Source organism: Bartonella saheliensis, assembly GCF_902162175.1.
Genome location: NZ_LR607195.1, coordinates 71812 through 87400, shown reverse-complemented (window position 1 = coordinate 87400; position 15589 = coordinate 71812). Strand labels below are relative to the sequence as shown.

At 39.9% G+C, this 15589-nt stretch carries 11 protein-coding genes and 1 pseudogene; 6 read left to right on the top strand and 6 right to left on the bottom strand.

Annotation, left to right across the window (positions count from 1 at the left end):
• The first annotated feature begins 21 nt into the window (after nucleotides 1–21).
• From FS875_RS00410 to FS875_RS00400, 3 genes and pseudogenes are all read left to right on the top strand, one after another.
• Nucleotides 22–1683 (top strand): MFS transporter, encoded by a 1662-nt coding sequence (locus tag FS875_RS00410; protein ID WP_144751843.1) that lies wholly within the window; start codon nucleotides 22–24, stop codon nucleotides 1681–1683.
• A complete protein-coding gene (locus tag FS875_RS00405) occupies nucleotides 1680–2687 on the top strand; it encodes an HlyD family secretion protein (RefSeq protein ID WP_144751456.1) in 1008 nt (335 codons plus the stop codon). Before FS875_RS00410 ends, FS875_RS00405 begins: the two co-directional genes overlap by 4 nt.
• 885 nt (nucleotides 2688–3572) lie before the next feature.
• Nucleotides 3573–3974: pseudogene (locus tag FS875_RS00400) on the top strand (Arm DNA-binding domain-containing protein); the annotation flags it as partial.
• 1004 nt (nucleotides 3975–4978) lie between these two features.
• Here FS875_RS00400 and FS875_RS00395 read toward each other — a convergent pair.
• Entirely contained in the window at nucleotides 4979–5269 is a 291-nt protein-coding gene (locus tag FS875_RS00395; RefSeq protein ID WP_144751452.1) for a hypothetical protein, read from the bottom strand.
• 611 nt (nucleotides 5270–5880) lie between these two features.
• On the opposite strand from FS875_RS00395, the gene ispG reads away from it, so the two are divergent.
• Nucleotides 5881–7122: a flavodoxin-dependent (E)-4-hydroxy-3-methylbut-2-enyl-diphosphate synthase gene (ispG, locus tag FS875_RS00390; protein WP_144751449.1), complete on the top strand. Its 1242-nt coding sequence runs from the start codon at nucleotides 5881–5883 to the stop codon at nucleotides 7120–7122.
• Nucleotides 7123–7317: 195 nt separating this feature from the next.
• On the opposite strand, the gene FS875_RS00385 is transcribed toward ispG, so the two are convergent.
• Complete coding sequence (locus tag FS875_RS00385; protein ID WP_144751445.1) at nucleotides 7318–8220, bottom strand: polyprenyl synthetase family protein; 903 nt, start codon at nucleotides 8218–8220, stop codon at nucleotides 7318–7320.
• 360 nt (nucleotides 8221–8580) lie between these two features.
• Between FS875_RS00385 and rpmF the strand changes: the two genes are divergently transcribed.
• A complete protein-coding gene (gene rpmF / locus FS875_RS00380) occupies nucleotides 8581–8760 on the top strand; it encodes a 50S ribosomal protein L32 (RefSeq protein ID WP_144751442.1) in 180 nt (59 codons plus the stop codon).
• A 506-nt stretch (nucleotides 8761–9266) separates the two neighbouring features.
• Here rpmF and FS875_RS00375 read toward each other — a convergent pair.
• The 3 genes from FS875_RS00375 to FS875_RS00365 all read right to left on the bottom strand — a co-directional run bounded on the left by FS875_RS00375 (nucleotide 9267) and on the right by FS875_RS00365 (nucleotide 12302).
• Nucleotides 9267–9851, bottom strand: coding sequence for a CarD family transcriptional regulator (locus tag FS875_RS00375; protein ID WP_144751439.1), 585 nt, complete (start codon nucleotides 9849–9851; stop codon nucleotides 9267–9269).
• 519 nt (nucleotides 9852–10370) lie between these two features.
• The gene (fdxA, locus tag FS875_RS00370; protein WP_144751437.1) at nucleotides 10371–10712 is read right to left on the bottom strand and encodes a ferredoxin FdxA; all 342 of its coding nucleotides are present in this window, start codon (nucleotides 10710–10712) and stop codon (nucleotides 10371–10373) included.
• 21 nt (nucleotides 10713–10733) lie between these two features.
• Nucleotides 10734–12302 carry a hypothetical protein gene (locus tag FS875_RS00365; RefSeq protein WP_144751434.1) on the bottom strand — a complete coding sequence of 523 codons (1569 nt, stop codon included), beginning with the start codon at nucleotides 12300–12302 and terminating at the stop codon, nucleotides 10734–10736.
• Between the two features lie 568 nt (nucleotides 12303–12870).
• Between FS875_RS00365 and FS875_RS00360 the strand changes: the two genes are divergently transcribed.
• Nucleotides 12871–13782, top strand: a complete 912-nt coding sequence (locus FS875_RS00360; RefSeq protein ID WP_144751431.1) for an RNA polymerase factor sigma-32 — start codon at nucleotides 12871–12873, stop codon at nucleotides 13780–13782.
• A 157-nt stretch (nucleotides 13783–13939) separates the two neighbouring features.
• Here FS875_RS00360 and FS875_RS00355 read toward each other — a convergent pair whose 3' ends face one another.
• Nucleotides 13940–15472: a M48 family metalloprotease gene (locus tag FS875_RS00355; RefSeq protein ID WP_144751428.1), complete on the bottom strand. Its 1533-nt coding sequence runs from the start codon at nucleotides 15470–15472 to the stop codon at nucleotides 13940–13942.
• Nucleotides 15473–15589: the final 117 nt, after the last annotated feature.

Below are 15589 nucleotides of genomic sequence, written 5' to 3'. Positions count from 1 at the left end.
GATTGTATGGGAAAAAGCGACATGGGCGGAAAAAAAAGTACGGTTATGTCTGCTAAAAAAGGAGGAAAGCCTTTCCCACATCCAGGCCGCATTTTTGCAGGACCTTTGCCAAAATGTTTCGTTTATATTTTTGCCTCTTTTATTTTGCAGTGGGCTTATGGCTTGGGGGCAAATGTTGTTCAATCTAATATTGTCCATCTTACCGGTGATTTCCATGCAACTTTGACCGAAACAACCTGGTTGGTCGCTGCTTATATGGCGCCAAATGTAAGCGTTGCCATTATGTTGATCAAAATTCGCTACCAATTTGGGTTGCGTGCTTTCGCTGAATTATCCATCCTTGGCTTCGTTTTGGTTTGTGTTTTGCAACTCTTTGTTACGGATTTGCGTTCTGCTCTGATCATTCGCTTTTTTGCTGGGATTGCTGCTGCGCCCATGGCTTCACTCGCGCTGCTTTATATGATGGAGGCTTTTGCACCAGCAAAAAAATTTACCATTGCTCTTAGTTTGAATTATATGAATGCGGCTCTCGCTGCACCCTTATCACGTTTGATCTCACCCGGATTGCTAGAAAGTGGAGGGTTTTCTAGCCTTTCAGCAATGGAAATGGGGCTGGTTCTGATTAGTTTGGGATGTATTTATGCTCTGCCTCTAACGCCTGTTGTGCGCAATAAGGTGATTCAGAAATTAGATTGGCTCAGTTATGGTTTGATTGCACTGGGGCTTGGACTCAATGCGGTGATTATGTCTGTTGGCATATTGTATTGGTGGTATGAAGCGCCATGGATTGGTTGGGCATTTGCGCTTGCTATTGCCTCTTTGACTATCGCCATTATTATTGAACTGAATAGAGAAAAACCGTTGATTGATTTACGCTGGATTTTCAGTAAAGAAATCGTACAATCCGTGCTTATTTTATTGGTCTTTCATGTTTTCCTCTTAGAACGATCCACTTTAACAGTGGGGTTCTTTAGTCTTTTTGGTCTCTTAAATCGTGAGATGGCGCCTATGTATCTTGCGATTATATTTGGCGCTCTTCTAGGGGGAGCGGTTTGTGTGTTTTTTTTACGTGTCGGGCGTGAGGATTATTTTTATCTTGTCTCGCTAGGCTGTTTGGCACTGGGAACTTATTTAGATAGCCATGTGAACCACTTAACGCGTCCACAAGATATGATGCTTAGTCAAGGATTGGTAAGTTTTAGTTATGCACTTTTTTTACCGCCTGCTCTTTGTAGAGGCTTTGTGATATCTGGTGAGAGAGGACCACGTTATGTTTTGAGTTTTATTGCTGTTTTCCTGCTTACGCAAGTGACTGGTGGATTGATGGGGTCAGCTTTTTTTGGCAGTTTGCAGTTTTTTTTCGCCCATAAGAATTTTGAGTCATTAACACAAAATATTGTTGTGACAGATCCTCTTATTTCAGGAGAGGCTAACACCTTATTTTCTCCTTCTTATGGTGTTTTTGTTCCTCATCTTTTTGGAGATGAGCAAAGTACATCTGGATTGATTGAAAAGTTTAAGTTAACAGCAAATATTTTGGCTTATGATGATGTTTTCCGGCTTTATTTTTATATTGCTATGGTTGTATTTGCCGTTTTTCTTGTCAAAATATTTGTACAATTATGTTCTGCTCGTGCATTCGAAAAGCAGTCTCATGCAGGTGAAGAGAGGTGCAAAAAATGATAAAAGCATTACGCTCAAGAGCAACGCTTGTTGCAGTCCTCTCAGGAATTATGGGTATTTTGTTGATTTTATGGGCTTGGAAGCTGCCTCCTTTTGTCAGTACTATCCAAGTCACTGATAATGCTTCCGTTAAGGGGGATGTGACGCTGGTGAGTTCACAAGTCTCAGGAGTCATTGCACGAATTTATGTGCAAGATTATCAACGTGTTGAGAAGGGAATGTTGCTTTTTGAACTTGATGATGCTCTGTTTCGTCAACAACTTGCACGCGCGCAGGCTGTTTTCGATTCAAAAAATGCAAAACTTGCAAGTGTTTTGTTGCAGGCTCAGATTTTACAGGGAGAAGTGAATGCTACAGAGGCAGAATTGGCGCGCTCAAAGGCGTTTTCCAATGTTATGCCTGGAAACAAAAAGCTCGGTTTTGGTGATAGCTCTCATGATGTTTCTCGTCCTCTTTCACAATTGTTGGCAGCACTCGAAACAAAACGCCAATTGCAAAAACAGTTGGATCTTGAACGCCAAAGTTTACAGTCAGAGGTGGCAAGTGCAAAGGTTGGTGTTGAATTGGCTAAGCTCAATTTGAATCATACGAAGATTTTATCTCCTAAAACTGGCTATATTGGTTTGGTTGGGGCACGGGTGGGGCAATATGTTGTGCCTGGTGCACAATTGGTCTCGGTCATTTCTGATGATATTTGGATTATTGCTAATTATAAGGAAACGCAACTTTCTCAGATGCGTGTGGGACAACCGGTTATTTTTTCTGTTGATGCTCTCGACAATAAAAAATTAACAGGGCGTGTGGTCCGTTTCGCACCCGCGACGGGGTCAGAATTTTCTCTGTTAAAAACCGATACGACAATTGGTAACTTTATTAAAATTGCGCAACGTATTTCGGTACGTATCGCGTTAGATCCTGGACAAGAGGGAGCTGAAAAGCTTATCCCTGGAATGTCTGTTGTTACGTATGTGGATACTTCACAGCGTGTTGATTCTGGAGGGTAAATTTTTGGTTTTTTTGAACTTACTTTTTATACCTTTTTCTTATAGTAAGTGGGCATTCACTTTGGAGGATTTCGTTTGGTTTGTTATTATGCATCTCTTGAAGCTTTTATCTATGCTGCTTTAAGAGAATGTTTTTTAGAAGAGTGAGATCTTCATGCATAGGGAAAATAACTATGTTGTTGCTTGCTGATATTAATTTCTTTTGTATCGATACAGTGTGAAAATGTCATGTTGAATGAAAAATTCAAAGCAAGATTGGCTTGCTCATTTTGGGGAGAAATTATATCAGGCATGACGAGAGGTAATCTGTTCTAAGCGCCGATAGTTTACAGATTTTCTGTAATTTGATCTTTATACATTGAGGAAAGGTATTGGTGTTGGGCACTTGTAAGAATAAGCAAATGTAACGCCGGATCTGCTTGTTGTTTTGCAAAGTATTTTATAAAAAGTTGCTACCTCTCTCACTGTTATGGTTGGAAAGTTTATGGCTTTATGGTGTTGTTATATCTTATAAAGTGTTTGCTGGTGCTGGTAAATAGACATTACATCTCGTGTTATAGCGTATTTGAGACAGAGATTGAGATGATGGTGTGCGTTATGAGTTGTGACAGCTTTTGTCCAGTTATGCATAAAACACCGTGGTTTGAGATGTGAGATGGAGCTCAATGGGCGAGTCTCTTGCGCTATCTGTTTGGGTATTCTCTAAAACGGGATAACACATTGATTTATAATGATAATATAGCGTTATTCATATTGAATTAAAGATCCGAATAACGTAAGATTTTCTCATTTTAAATCTCTTTATCTTGCAACAATCAAAACCATTCATTTGTAGGTCAGAAGCGGGGCTGGTGTGTGGGTAAAACTATAGAAGAAAGGACTAAAATGGCTCTTGTGAACCGTCTTAATGCAAGGGCTATCGCAATATTGGGTGCTGGCAAATATAATGATGGTGCTAGCTTGTTACTCCATAAGCGTAAAGATGGAGATGTTCAATGGATTTACCGTTATACCCTTCACGGGTGGCGCCTTGAAATGGGCTTGGGTACCTTAAGAGATGTTTCTTTAAAACAAGCCCGTGAATTGGCAACGGGGTGGCGTTCTGTTTTACGTGAGGAGCGTGCCCCCATGAAAGAATGCGATAAACAAAAGCGTGAGGTAATGCGTAATCTTCATCATTTAAATGATATTGCTTTAGACACTTTTGAAAGCCGTCAAGCTGAATGAAAAGGAGATGGTAAAGATGGGAAATGGTTTGCACCTTTAAACCTTCATATCCTCCCCAAATGAGGCGGTCTGCCCGTTTCAGAGATTATACAAACAGGGAGGATCCTCATTGGTAAGGGATATAACGGTGTAAACTTGCTTTTCTCTTTATCACCGTTTTTTATTCAAGCTTTGTGGTTTGCAAAAGGATTGAGAAGTGTCTTTTCAATCATGAAAGTTGCGCATTGCCTCATGCTTTTGTTTATTGCTTTCTTTCATGAGCCGCGTTCTTTACATAAAACAGAATACTCTTGTGCATATTTATGTGCTGTTTTTAAGAAATATTTCTCACTTTATCTAAAGCTCTTTTACGACAGTGTCATGAGGGGATAAAGTCATATCAGCGTCTTTATGCTTATGGGTAGCATCATATTATCTCCCAGATGCCCATGTTGCGATAGCTTTTGTATGTGAGAGTATTCAAGCATATTTATTCTTTTTCTTAGAGCTTTTATCCGGCACTCATTCTGCTTATGACATGCAAGAAAGTGATTTTTATTGATTTCATATGAGGAGATTGAGCGCCAGAGAATCCCCCTATATTTGTGGTGATGATTCAAATTGAAAAATAATGATTGATGATGATAATTCAGTATATTCTCATATTTTTAGCAAAGCAGTTTATCTTATTATGCCGTAAAGCGGCCTCGTTTGAGGTATTGTGGTATATAGATATCATAAGATGTTACACAGTCAGTATTTTTAGAGTGTGTTGTGCGTATTCAAAGCAGAAATGGCCCACCGTGCGTCTTATTGTACAGTGAACGATACAAGAGAGGTAGAAGTTGTCTAAGTGAGGCTGGATTGTTTACAGGCCGGTATGGGTGAGAATCTTTGTCATGTGAGGTGGGGGGAGGTCAATATCAAATTAGCAGCTTGGAGCTGTTTTCATCTTTTGAGCTGTGGGGAGAGGGCTTAAGATGATGGTGGTGGTCTTTTGTTTTTCTTAAAGTTGTCGTTTTTGAGCTATAGAAAAATGCCCACTTTAAAGCGGGCATTAAAGGGGGAAGCAGGAAAAGGGTTGGTCATGTTTCATTTCTGCGTACCAGCATGAAACCCGCCAAAACCAGTCCTGCTGCTAATGCAAGGGTTGTTTTAGGGTGGTCTTTTGCTTTTTTCTTTAATTCTCTAGCATGTTGGTTGAGGTGGTAAAGCGCATGGCGGCCTTTTTGTTTCCATGTATCTAGCATGTCAGAGATATTTTCAAAGCGCTCTCTCTGAAAATGCCAACGGTTGACGGGGACAAGTTCACTTTTTAATTGTGCAATGCGTTTTTTAATTTTAGCATTTTTAGTGTGGGTTGAAAATAGACACATTTGTTGACTCCTTCATGTATTATACTGTTTTACGAAAATTGGAATTGTATTTGGGGCTTGGCTATAACGGCTTAAAAATTGAAAGGTTGCATTGGTGCTCTTGGTTGGTGATATGAAAAAGAAAGGGCCCTTGCTTTGATTTTTTTTACTTAGCTCTAACGAATGAATTTTTTTAAAGTACCAATTTGTGCTAAAATTTTGTTCTAAAAGGATGCCAGAGCCAGAGGATTTTGGGTGAGTGGAGTGGTGCCTTTTTTTTAACATTCTATTGTGGCAGACATTCTCTGTGATGCTGTAAAATAGAGCATTTAAGGTATTCGTATAAGCAGATAAAAGATGGCTGCGTCTTTTTGCTGATTTCAGTTTTCTTTTGGATAAACCAGGTGTAAAATTGAACAGAATATTTAAGGCAAAACTTGTCTCATCATTCTATGAAGTGAATGACACCTGCGAAATAAATTACATGAGTGGTAGCAGAGGGGAACTATTTGAGGGAGACCAATCTGTAAGCAGGTTGATGGCTTATGGGAGGTTTCGTCTTTTGAGAGTGTGGAGAAAGACAATATAAAAGATGGTTGGTAAGCGTTCGCTTTTGAAAATTTGAGGACTTGATGAACACGACATATTTTTTATCTAAACCTCTTGAACGTCGTCGATCTGTTGGTGTTGCGGTGGGCGGTGTGATGGTTGGTGGTGATAACCCCATCGTTGTTCAGTCGATGACCAATACAGATACTGCTGATGTGGATGCAACCGTTGCGCAAACTGCTGCTCTTTGGCAAGCCGGTTCGCAATTGGTGCGAATCACCGTGGATCGTGATGAAGCTGCTGCTGCTGTACCAAGAATACGCGAGAGGTTGGAAAAATTAGGCTTTTTTGTGCCATTGGTGGGGGATTTTCATTATATTGGCCATAAACTTTTATCAGATCATCCTGCCTGTGCAGAGGCTCTTGCAAAATATCGGATTAATCCTGGAAATGTCGGGTTTGGTGCAAAAAAAGATCGCCAGTTTGCAGAAATTATTGAGATTGCTTGTCGATACGATAAGGCCATTCGCATTGGGGTGAATTGGGGATCCCTTGATAATGCCTTGTTGACGCGGCTTATGGATGAAAATGCAAAGCAGGAGAAACCCTTATCTGTTGCTGAAGTTATGCGGGAAACCATTGTTCAGTCGGCTCTGCTCTCGGCTGATTTTGCTGAAGAACTTGGCTTGGGGCGGGATAAAATTATTCTGTCTGCTAAAGTCAGTGATGTCCAAGATCTTATTGCTGTCTACAGTAATTTGGCAGAACGTTGTGATTATGCGCTTCATTTGGGATTAACAGAAGCAGGAATGGGAACAAAGGGGGTGGTTGCTTCTTCTGTCGCTATGGGCATTTTGTTACAGCAAGGAATTGGTGATACTATCCGTATTTCTTTAACGCCTGAACCCGGTGGAGATCGGACAAGAGAAGTAAAAGTGGGGCAAGAGCTGCTACAAGTCATGGGATTTCGACAATTTTTGCCCGTTGTGGCGGCTTGTCCTGGGTGTGGGCGCACAACTTCGACAGTGTTTCAAGAATTGGCACAAAAAATTGAAGCAAACTTACACAAAAATATGCCTGTCTGGCGTGAAAAATACCCTGGTGTTGAAAGTTTAAAGGTTGCCGTGATGGGCTGTATCGTCAATGGACCGGGAGAATCAAAACATGCTGATATTGGTATCTCGTTGCCCGGAGTGGGCGAAAGTCCCGCAGCACCTGTCTTTATTGAAGGACAGAAAGTAAAGACTTTACGTGGAAACCACATTGCCGAAGAATTTGAAACACTTTTGAGTGATTATATTCATACCCGCTTTGGACAAGTTTAATTGTTCCATAAACTGAAATAAAGAAAAGCTTTTTGTATCTTGTTGTCTGTGCTGTTTCCCGTGTGGTGGCGCGCTTTCATTGTTGCCTGCTGCCCTAAAGAATACGCTTTGTTGAAGCGGTTTTGTTTTAGCACACAGTGATTCTCTTTTTGCGTTGTTTCTTCTTCTTTGTATGGGGCAGGGTGGATGAAACTATTAGTTTTTGCGTGTTATACTAAAGCGTGCAGCTTGTTGGAGCGGTTTTGCTTTGCTGCCAAAAGGGCGTAAAAGGGCTTCTGCTTTGATAATGAATTCGTCTCGTTTTTTTTGTGTTTCTTCAATGCCATAAAAACGAACAAACGTGGCTTTTTGCGCATTTTCATCTTTACCAGCGGTTTTGCCTAAAACTTCGCTGTTGGCAGTCACATCAAGAAGATCATCTGTTAATTGAAAAGCTAAGCCAAGATATGTTCCAAAAGTAGCAAGTTTTTCCGTTAATTCTTTGGAAGCGTGCGCGATAATTGCTCCTGCTTGACAAGCAAAACTTATAAGCGCAGCGGTTTTCATATGTTGCAGAGTGAGAATGTTGGTGCTTTCTCGCGATTTTTTTTCCGCTTCAATGTCAAGCATTTGACCGCCTATCATACCAGCAAATCCTGATGCTTGTGCAAGTGCTGTGATAAGTTTTATTCTCGTATCAAAAGAAAGCGCATGGGCTTTGTTAGCAATGATTTCAAAAGCAAATGTTAAGAGGGCGTTGCCGGCAAGAATCGCTGTTGCTTCATCAAATGCCACGTGGACGGTGGGTTTTCCGCGTCGAAGTATGTCGTTATCCATGGCTGGGAGATCATCATGTATGAGTGAATAACAGTGAACACACTCTAAGGCACAGGCAATATCAATAGCATGTTCAACAGGGATATCAAAAAGGGCACTGCTTTCAAACACAAGAAAAGGGCGCAGGCGTTTGCCACCATTCAATACACCGTGACGCATGGCTTTGATCAAAATATCAGGACGCGCAATTTCACCCTTTTCAACTTGATCACTCAGCAGTGCATCAAGTCGCTTTTCAACGCTGTGCCCATGCTTTGCAAGAAGGGTGGTAAATTCGTGCATTCTTGCTTCCTTATACTTTTGCAAAATGAAATCTTGGAATTTGTAACAGAGAGATTGTTGTTTTTCTTGTTTTCTTCAATTTGCTTTAAGTGTTTCTTAAAAAATTCATTGGTCTTTTGGTGCTTATGTTCATTATATGTGAGAGTTCCCGCTAAAGCTAAACAAAAATTCAATGAAAGTCTCATTAAAAAGTTTGCATGGGTGTAGAAAACTCTTATTTTTACTCATAGTATTATTATTTTTGACATTGCCTCTTCTTTCTTATCAGTGTATAAGGACGCAAAGTTTTCTTATTTTGATAAAGGCTGTATCATTTTTGATACTGCCTGTTTTATTTTAATGGATTTGGAGTGTCTCTTTATGGCTGTACCTAAACGAAAAACCTCTCCATCAAAGCGGGGTATGCGCCGTTCGGCTGACGCCTTAAAGGCGCCGACTTATATCGAGGATAAAAATTCTGGTGAACTGCGTCGTCCTCACCATATCGATTTGAAAACAGGGATGTATCGCGGACGTGTCGTTTTGCCGCCCAAAGATTGAGAGTTTTATCTTTATATTAAATAAGCCCCCTATACACAGGTGACTGTGTATAGGGGGCTTTACGCCTTTTGGTTATTCTCTTCATGGAGAAGATGAAAACCAAAACTTTCTCCTGATATAAAATATTAAGGCTTTCTTGTTCTTTTGAGAGATAACGGAAACGTCTTGATATGCGTTCTTGTGATGTCTGCTCGTGAATGCAGAAAAAGAACTCCTTACTGCTTTTGATGAGATAAGATTTTTAGCGAATCATTTTCTTTAAGCGAGATGTAACATAAGAATAAAAAGAACTTGTGGGGAAATAAAAAGAACTTGGAAAAGAGTAAAATAGCAATTTTTTGAGATATAAAACCGCAAAAACATTTATGTCGTGTCCACTTTAGCAGGATATCACGAGGCAGAGGCATTTGGCAAATTTTCTACCAAAGGCTTTTTATTATGGAAAGAGTGATGATAAAAAAATAAAACCAGCATTTCGCTGGTTTTATTTTATAAGTCTATTTTTATTACGCAGCATAAACAGCTTCATCACTTGTGTTTGCTTCTTCTCTTGTCGCTTTAAAGTCGCGTTTTGGTTTGTTGGAGAGATGCATTTCTATGAGATTGATAGCCTCTGTTTCAGAAAGACTATTAATCACCGCGATTTCACGGGCCATTCTTTCAAGTGCTGCGGTATAAAGTTGACGCTCAGAATAAGATTGTTCGGGTTGCAGATTAGAGCGAAAAAGATCACGTACGACTTCAGCAATACAAATGAGATCTCCCGAATTAATTTTAGCATCATATTCTTGAGCACGACGTGACCACATAGTGCGTTTAACACGTGCTTTTCCGTGAAGGATTTTTAATGCGCGTTCAACAGAATCAACAGCAGATAATTTGCGCATGCCAACGGAAAGAGCTTTAGCGATAGGCACTTTAACGTCCATTTTATCTTTTGCAAAATGAATGACAAAAAGCTTTAATTTATGTCCTGCGACTTCTTGATCTTCAATTGCTATAATCTGTCCCACTCCGTGGGTAGGGTATACGATATATTCAGAGGTTGCGAATCCTTTATAGCTGGAGGACGTTCCGTGTTGGGATGCCATATTTTCGTTTACTCCCTTTATGACCAACAAATGTATCGGAAAACAGGCTATAAACCTGAGGGTTGAGTATTCTTAACCAAGTATATTACACTAATTGAATGAGCATAAAAGTTGAGTACTTTTAAATCCAACAAAAAATACATTGCTTTACAAATTAAAGCAAAGAAAAATACTTAGAAAGATGATCATGTTAAAATAACACTAACATCAAAATTCAAAAGAATCAATCATTTCGCTTAAGAATTTTTATTTTTACAAGAAAATGCTCTTCATTTTTGAAGGCGTATCATGGATGTTGTGTCGTTATTATTCGCTGCTTTCTGAATTTTTTTGAAGAATACTTTTCTTATTTATTTGGGATGCTATCTATTTCTTTTGCTTGAGAAAAATGGGCTTTTGGGATGGTTTTATGAGGATATTTGTTCACGTAATGGAGATTGAAGTTCTCACCACTTTTTAGGCTGGTGTATCAGCTTTCATGATTTTAGGGACATTCTTTTGCCAGTATATTCTGTAGCGTTATTCGTCGCCGCTTCCTGGATTTTCTGAAAAATATTTTTCTAATTTGTTTGGAACGCCATCCATCTCTTTTGCTTGGGGAAGAGGATCTTTGCGTGTGGTTAAATTAGGCCATTTGCTTGCATAAAGAAGATTAAGCTCTAACCACTTTTCTAATCCTGGTTCTGTATCAGGTACAATAGCTTCTGCTGGGCATTCTGGCACACAAACACCACAGTCGATGCATTCATCAGGGTGAATGACAAGCATATTTTCACCTTCATAAAAACAATCAACAGGGCAAACTTCAACGCAATCTGTGTATTTACAGTGAATGCAGTTGTCGGTTACTACGTGGGCCAAGATCGAACTCCATTTTTTATTTTAGTGATCTTTGGAGGAAACTGTGTCTTTATTATTTTTGAGTTGATCACGAAGTGCCGCTAATTTTGCAAAAGGTGAATCTGAATTAGACTGTTTTTCTTTTTTTAGGGGTTTATGATTCGCGCGTTTGCTATGGGGTTTGTGAGATTTATAAGAATGTTTTGTGTGTGATGTGCTGTCTTGAGGGCTATTCTCTTCTGTGCTTACCTCTTTTTTAAAAGCTTTTTTCGCTTTATTTTGCCACTTATGTTCTGATTTATCACGCTTTTTGTGGGCGTGATGGTGGAATTGATAATTATAGCGCCATAGTAAAATAACTTTATCTTCTGTTAGTGCGCGTTTTTGCTTGGCAAAGTCGCCAACAAGTTCCGCTTCTGGTAAATGATTGATGCTATTGTGTGGTTTGTCAACATGGGTGGATATAACGCTTTTTTCTTCTTGGACCGTGTCTAAAATAGGCATTGTTTGCCATAGATCGCCAACGCATTCTGCCGCAGGAACATCAGGAACATGTGTTACTGTCTGAAAGTTATGAGAAGAGGCTTTGTCGGCAAGGAGATGTTGTTCAAAAACAGCACTGCTTATGGTATGCGATTGATAGCCAAGCCCTTTGAGAATTTCTTCCATATCGGTTCCATTGGCTCCAAGAATCGACATCATTTCCGATGTAACAAAAAAGCTTTTACCATCATAAGCACCCTCAGGTTTAGGAGTGTTGCCTTGTTTCCAATGAAGTGCAGGACGGATCAGATTTGCTAGGCGTTCTAAAATATCAATGCGTACAGCACGTTGCCCTAAAATGCGGTAACCAGCTAACTGATAAAATTGCCGGTTATAAGTAGAATCAACAACCAATGAAGTCCGCCCAGCAGATAACGCTGCAAAAATCTCTCCCAAACCCGTTTGGTCACGACCCTCATTGTGAAGATTCCAGAGCAGGGTAATGGCTTGGACTGGTGCTGGCTTAAGCATTCCTGCAATATAGATATGGAACGCACCAAAACGTACACCTAGACGCCGTAGGACAGAACGTGATTCTTGATCAAGATTTTTGACCATTTCGGTAACTTCTCGACGCCGTAAAATCCCTAAAGAATCAACAAGTTTTAAGGCAAGACTGCTTGTTGAATCCGTCAAACTATCAGCATTGCGTAGGTCAAACAAAGGTTGTAGAGCTGTGTCAAAATAAAAAGTTACAAAACGCTCCAAGCGTTTCACAACACTCTCACGCGCTTCTCCTGTTAATTGTGTATCAGCTAAAATGATCAACTTGGGTTTAAAAAAATCTTCTCCCCCAACAAGTTGACCTACAGGTTGACCAATCCAACGCACAAGACCATCAGAACTAAGTGTAAAGTCTTTATTCGCACAAGCAGAAAAACGCATCGCACGTTTGGAAAAAGCAAGAATCAAATTTTCATTTTCTATCGCGTTTTGCCCATCAGTTGCTTGATCACTCTTGGTTTTGTTGGCATAAAAACGAAAACCTTCAAATTTACCACTGCCGTGTTTTTCAATAAGAATATCATCTTGAAAAATGTTATTCTGTTGAATAATCTTGCTATCCATGATTCTTTCTTTCTCAGTGCTAGGCTGATAAAAAGCTTATTCTTGATAATTCTATCATTGTGTCGCTCCTTTAACACGTTTATTGCATTTGCTTCAATCATTCTTGTTGCTTTTTGATACTTCTTTTTGTTCCTTTATTTGGATATTTTCTTTTTTATTTATCTTGCATGCTTTATAGAAATACATTGCACGTATTGGTTGTGCTGTAAAGCTGAAAGCGTAAAATAAGATCTTCAGTTAAAAGGATAGTTAAGTAAATTATTAAACAAAACAGCATTTATTTTCTCTGATCTTTTAATTTTTTTCTGTTCTGTCACCAAAATATGAAAAGAAAGCTTTTTCGCATATTTTTTGCCGTTAAGAACCATATATTATATCGCCGTTTTATAGGCAAAACTGTGTCTTGTGATGAGAAGTTTTACAATTCTTATAAAAAAACAATTGCGATTATAAAAATACACGTTAAAGTAGCGTTGTTAAAACAAAACAACTTTTAAGTTCTTTCTTGAGAAGAACAGTGGTGTCGTGACCAAATCAATTTTGATAATTTTAATCGCAAGGGGTTATTATGGGTAATCTTTCAAATGCTGTTTATAAAGGCAGCAAAAATTATAGCGATGCAGATAAAAGTTTAGGACGTGATATGATGCGTTCTGCTATGCAAGCGCCTTATCTTGAACGACAAAAAGAGCATGACTTGGCTCTAAGGTGGAAAGATAAACGCGATGATGAAGCTATGCATCAAATTGCAGCAGCGCATATGCGCTTGGTGATTGCGATTGCTAACCGTTTTAAACGTTTCAAAATGCCGTTGGGGGATCTGGTACAAGAAGGTTATGTGGGGCTGTTGGAAGCTGCTGCGCGTTTCGAACCTGATCGGGAAGTGCGTTTTTCAACTTATGCAACATGGTGGATTCGTGCTTCTATTCAAGATTATATTTTACGAAATTGGTCTATCGTTCGAGGAGGAACCAGTTCTTCGCAAAAAGCACTGTTCTTTAATCTTCGCCGCTTGCGCGCAAAATTGGTGCAAGATGATAGCGCTCTTTCAAAACAGGATATCTTTCGCACAATCGCTGAAAAGCTTGGTGTCTCCGTCCGTGATGTGGAAACAATGGATTTTCGTTTTTCCAGTTCTGATAATTCTTTAAGTGTTTCTATTTCTGAAAACAGCGATAATCCCGTTGCAAAAATGGATGTGCTGGTCGATGAAAATCCTCTCCCTGATGCTTTGATTGAACAAACAATTGATGGTCAACGGCGGACACAATGGCTTTATGATGCGCTGCAAATTCTTAATGAACGAGAGTTGGAAATTATTCGTTTTCGTCGTTTGAATGAAGAGGGCGCAACTCTTGAAGTTTTGGGTGAAAAGTTAGGAATCTCCAAAGAGCGGGTGCGCCAAATTGAAGCGCGGGCTTTGCAAAAATTGCGTTCTGCTCTCCTGACCGTTCATTCTGCAGATGCTTATGAAATATAAGTATTGGACAAGCATGGAGAGGAAGATTCACCAGTGCTGGTGGATAAATGCAGAAGAGCATGGTTGATGGAAAAGGTCAATGGGATGCGCACATGGAATGCTTCAGAGTTTAAGGAAAAGAGGATGAAGAAAAACTACAAAAATAATAAAAATTTCCTTATTCTGTGATCACTTTCACTTCTGTGCCTACGCGTAAAGTTTGAGTGGGTGAGAGTGCATTGAGAATACGAAAAAGTGCTTCTTTATGCGTTGTTGTTTGCATTTGATCGGCAAGGCTTGCAACATTCTCTCCCTGCTTGACCCGCACAACACGGATTCTCAAAGGTTTTAGCTTCTTAAATTGAGAGGATGAGAGAGGGTGAAAGCTTTGTATCATTTTTGTGGTGATCTCCGCCAAATTTTGAGAATCATGTGGGGCGGCGGTCAAAAAACGAAAAACGTGGTTTTTGAACAAAATGACAACTACATCAAATTGCCATTGCTTATTGGTTGCTCGGGCCTGCGCTCCAGAAAGACCATGAAGGGTGATGGCTTGGATAGATGATTCGTCTAATCCCACAAGCCATCCGCTTTTTAAATAATCACTTGCAGAGAGAGCAAAAGGGCGTGGTAGGGCATCAAAACGAATGGCAACATTATCTGGTCCACTGGCCCAAACAGTATGTGCTGAATTTTCTATGGTGAAGTTGTGGGGAACGGAAAACGTGATACGCAATTGCGGGTGAATAAAGTGGTTGGCGCGCACAAAACCTGTTTGAGGGCTTCCACCAAAAATCATGCCATCAATGCTTTTGAGAAAAGAATCACGATCCGTGTTTCCTTTGTATCCTATACTGATGTTACGTGCTTTTTTTGTTGCAAGGCGAATGCGTTGCGGAGTGGTTGGATGGTGTGCTAGAAAGTCTGAGGCAGTATTTTTTTTATTCAAAAGATTACGAAAAACACTATAGGCTTCCATCGATTGGAGAAAGCGTAGAGAGGCAAACGGGTCATATCCTGCTTGTTGAAGCATTTCTAGGGCAATGGAATCGGCTTCTAGTTCTTGATTGCGTGAAAATTGTGCGAGTTGTTGCTTGTTGTTTATGGGATTGTGAAGGTCGCCCTTCTCATGAGAGAGAAGGTTTGAGGAGGGGGGAGGCGCTTTTAATTCGGCTTCCTTTTGTAGGCGCAAAATGCCGTGTTTGGCAGTAATATGGGCTATTTCATGGGCTAAGATTGCTGCAAGTTCTGAAGAATCATTGGCTAAGGCAATCATGCCACGGGTGATGTAAATAGAGCCATTGGGAAGAGCAAATGCATTAACACTCTCTGAGTTTAAGATTGTCACAGAATAGTTTTGCTGAGATTTTTTTTGTGATGCGGCAGCAAGTTTGTGCACAATCTTTGCCAAAAGCCGTTCAAGTTTTGCATCATGATAGGCTCCTCCATATTTTTGTAAAATACGTGGGTGTTGTAGAGCGCTTAATGTGACATAGATATTGTCTTTGCTGGCACGTTTTATTGTTCCAGAAGAATCGGAAGAAAGCATATTATTGGGGGAGAGAGCCGTATGACAAGCAGAAAGGAGAAGTGTGAGACTTATGAGAGATGCTCTATACATTGTGCTGTGAAAGAAAAAAACTCGCCGAAAAATTCGGTGTCGTTGACGCTTATACACTGTGTTTTGGAGTTGTATTGTGGCAAATTTCATTGGTATCTTTGTATGTGTTTTGACAAATTAAGAAGAAGCTTTTGGGGAAGGAGCTTTTGAGGAAGGGTTCTTTTGGCTATAGCACGGTTATTATCCATAAGAAACGCATCTTTTTTA

Bases quoted from the DNA above. Each gene is read 5' to 3' on its own strand.
- FS875_RS00410 (WP_144751843.1), top strand. From the start codon at position 22: ATGGGCGGAAAAAAAAGTACGGTTATGTCTGCTAAAAAAGGAGGAAAG.
- FS875_RS00405 (WP_144751456.1), top strand. From the start codon at position 1,680: ATGATAAAAGCATTACGCTCAAGAGCAACGCTTGTTGCAGTCCTCTCA.
- FS875_RS00395 (WP_144751452.1), bottom strand. From the start codon at position 5,269: ATGTGTCTATTTTCAACCCACACTAAAAATGCTAAAATTAAAAAACGC.
- ispG (WP_144751449.1), top strand. From the start codon at position 5,881: ATGAACACGACATATTTTTTATCTAAACCTCTTGAACGTCGTCGATCT.
- FS875_RS00385 (WP_144751445.1), bottom strand. From the start codon at position 8,220: ATGCACGAATTTACCACCCTTCTTGCAAAGCATGGGCACAGCGTTGAA.
- rpmF (WP_144751442.1), top strand. From the start codon at position 8,581: ATGGCTGTACCTAAACGAAAAACCTCTCCATCAAAGCGGGGTATGCGC.
- FS875_RS00375 (WP_144751439.1), bottom strand. From the start codon at position 9,851: ATGGCATCCCAACACGGAACGTCCTCCAGCTATAAAGGATTCGCAACC.
- FS875_RS00365 (WP_144751434.1), bottom strand. From the start codon at position 12,302: ATGGATAGCAAGATTATTCAACAGAATAACATTTTTCAAGATGATATT.
- FS875_RS00360 (WP_144751431.1), top strand. From the start codon at position 12,871: ATGGGTAATCTTTCAAATGCTGTTTATAAAGGCAGCAAAAATTATAGC.
- FS875_RS00355 (WP_144751428.1), bottom strand. From the start codon at position 15,472: ATGAAATTTGCCACAATACAACTCCAAAACACAGTGTATAAGCGTCAA.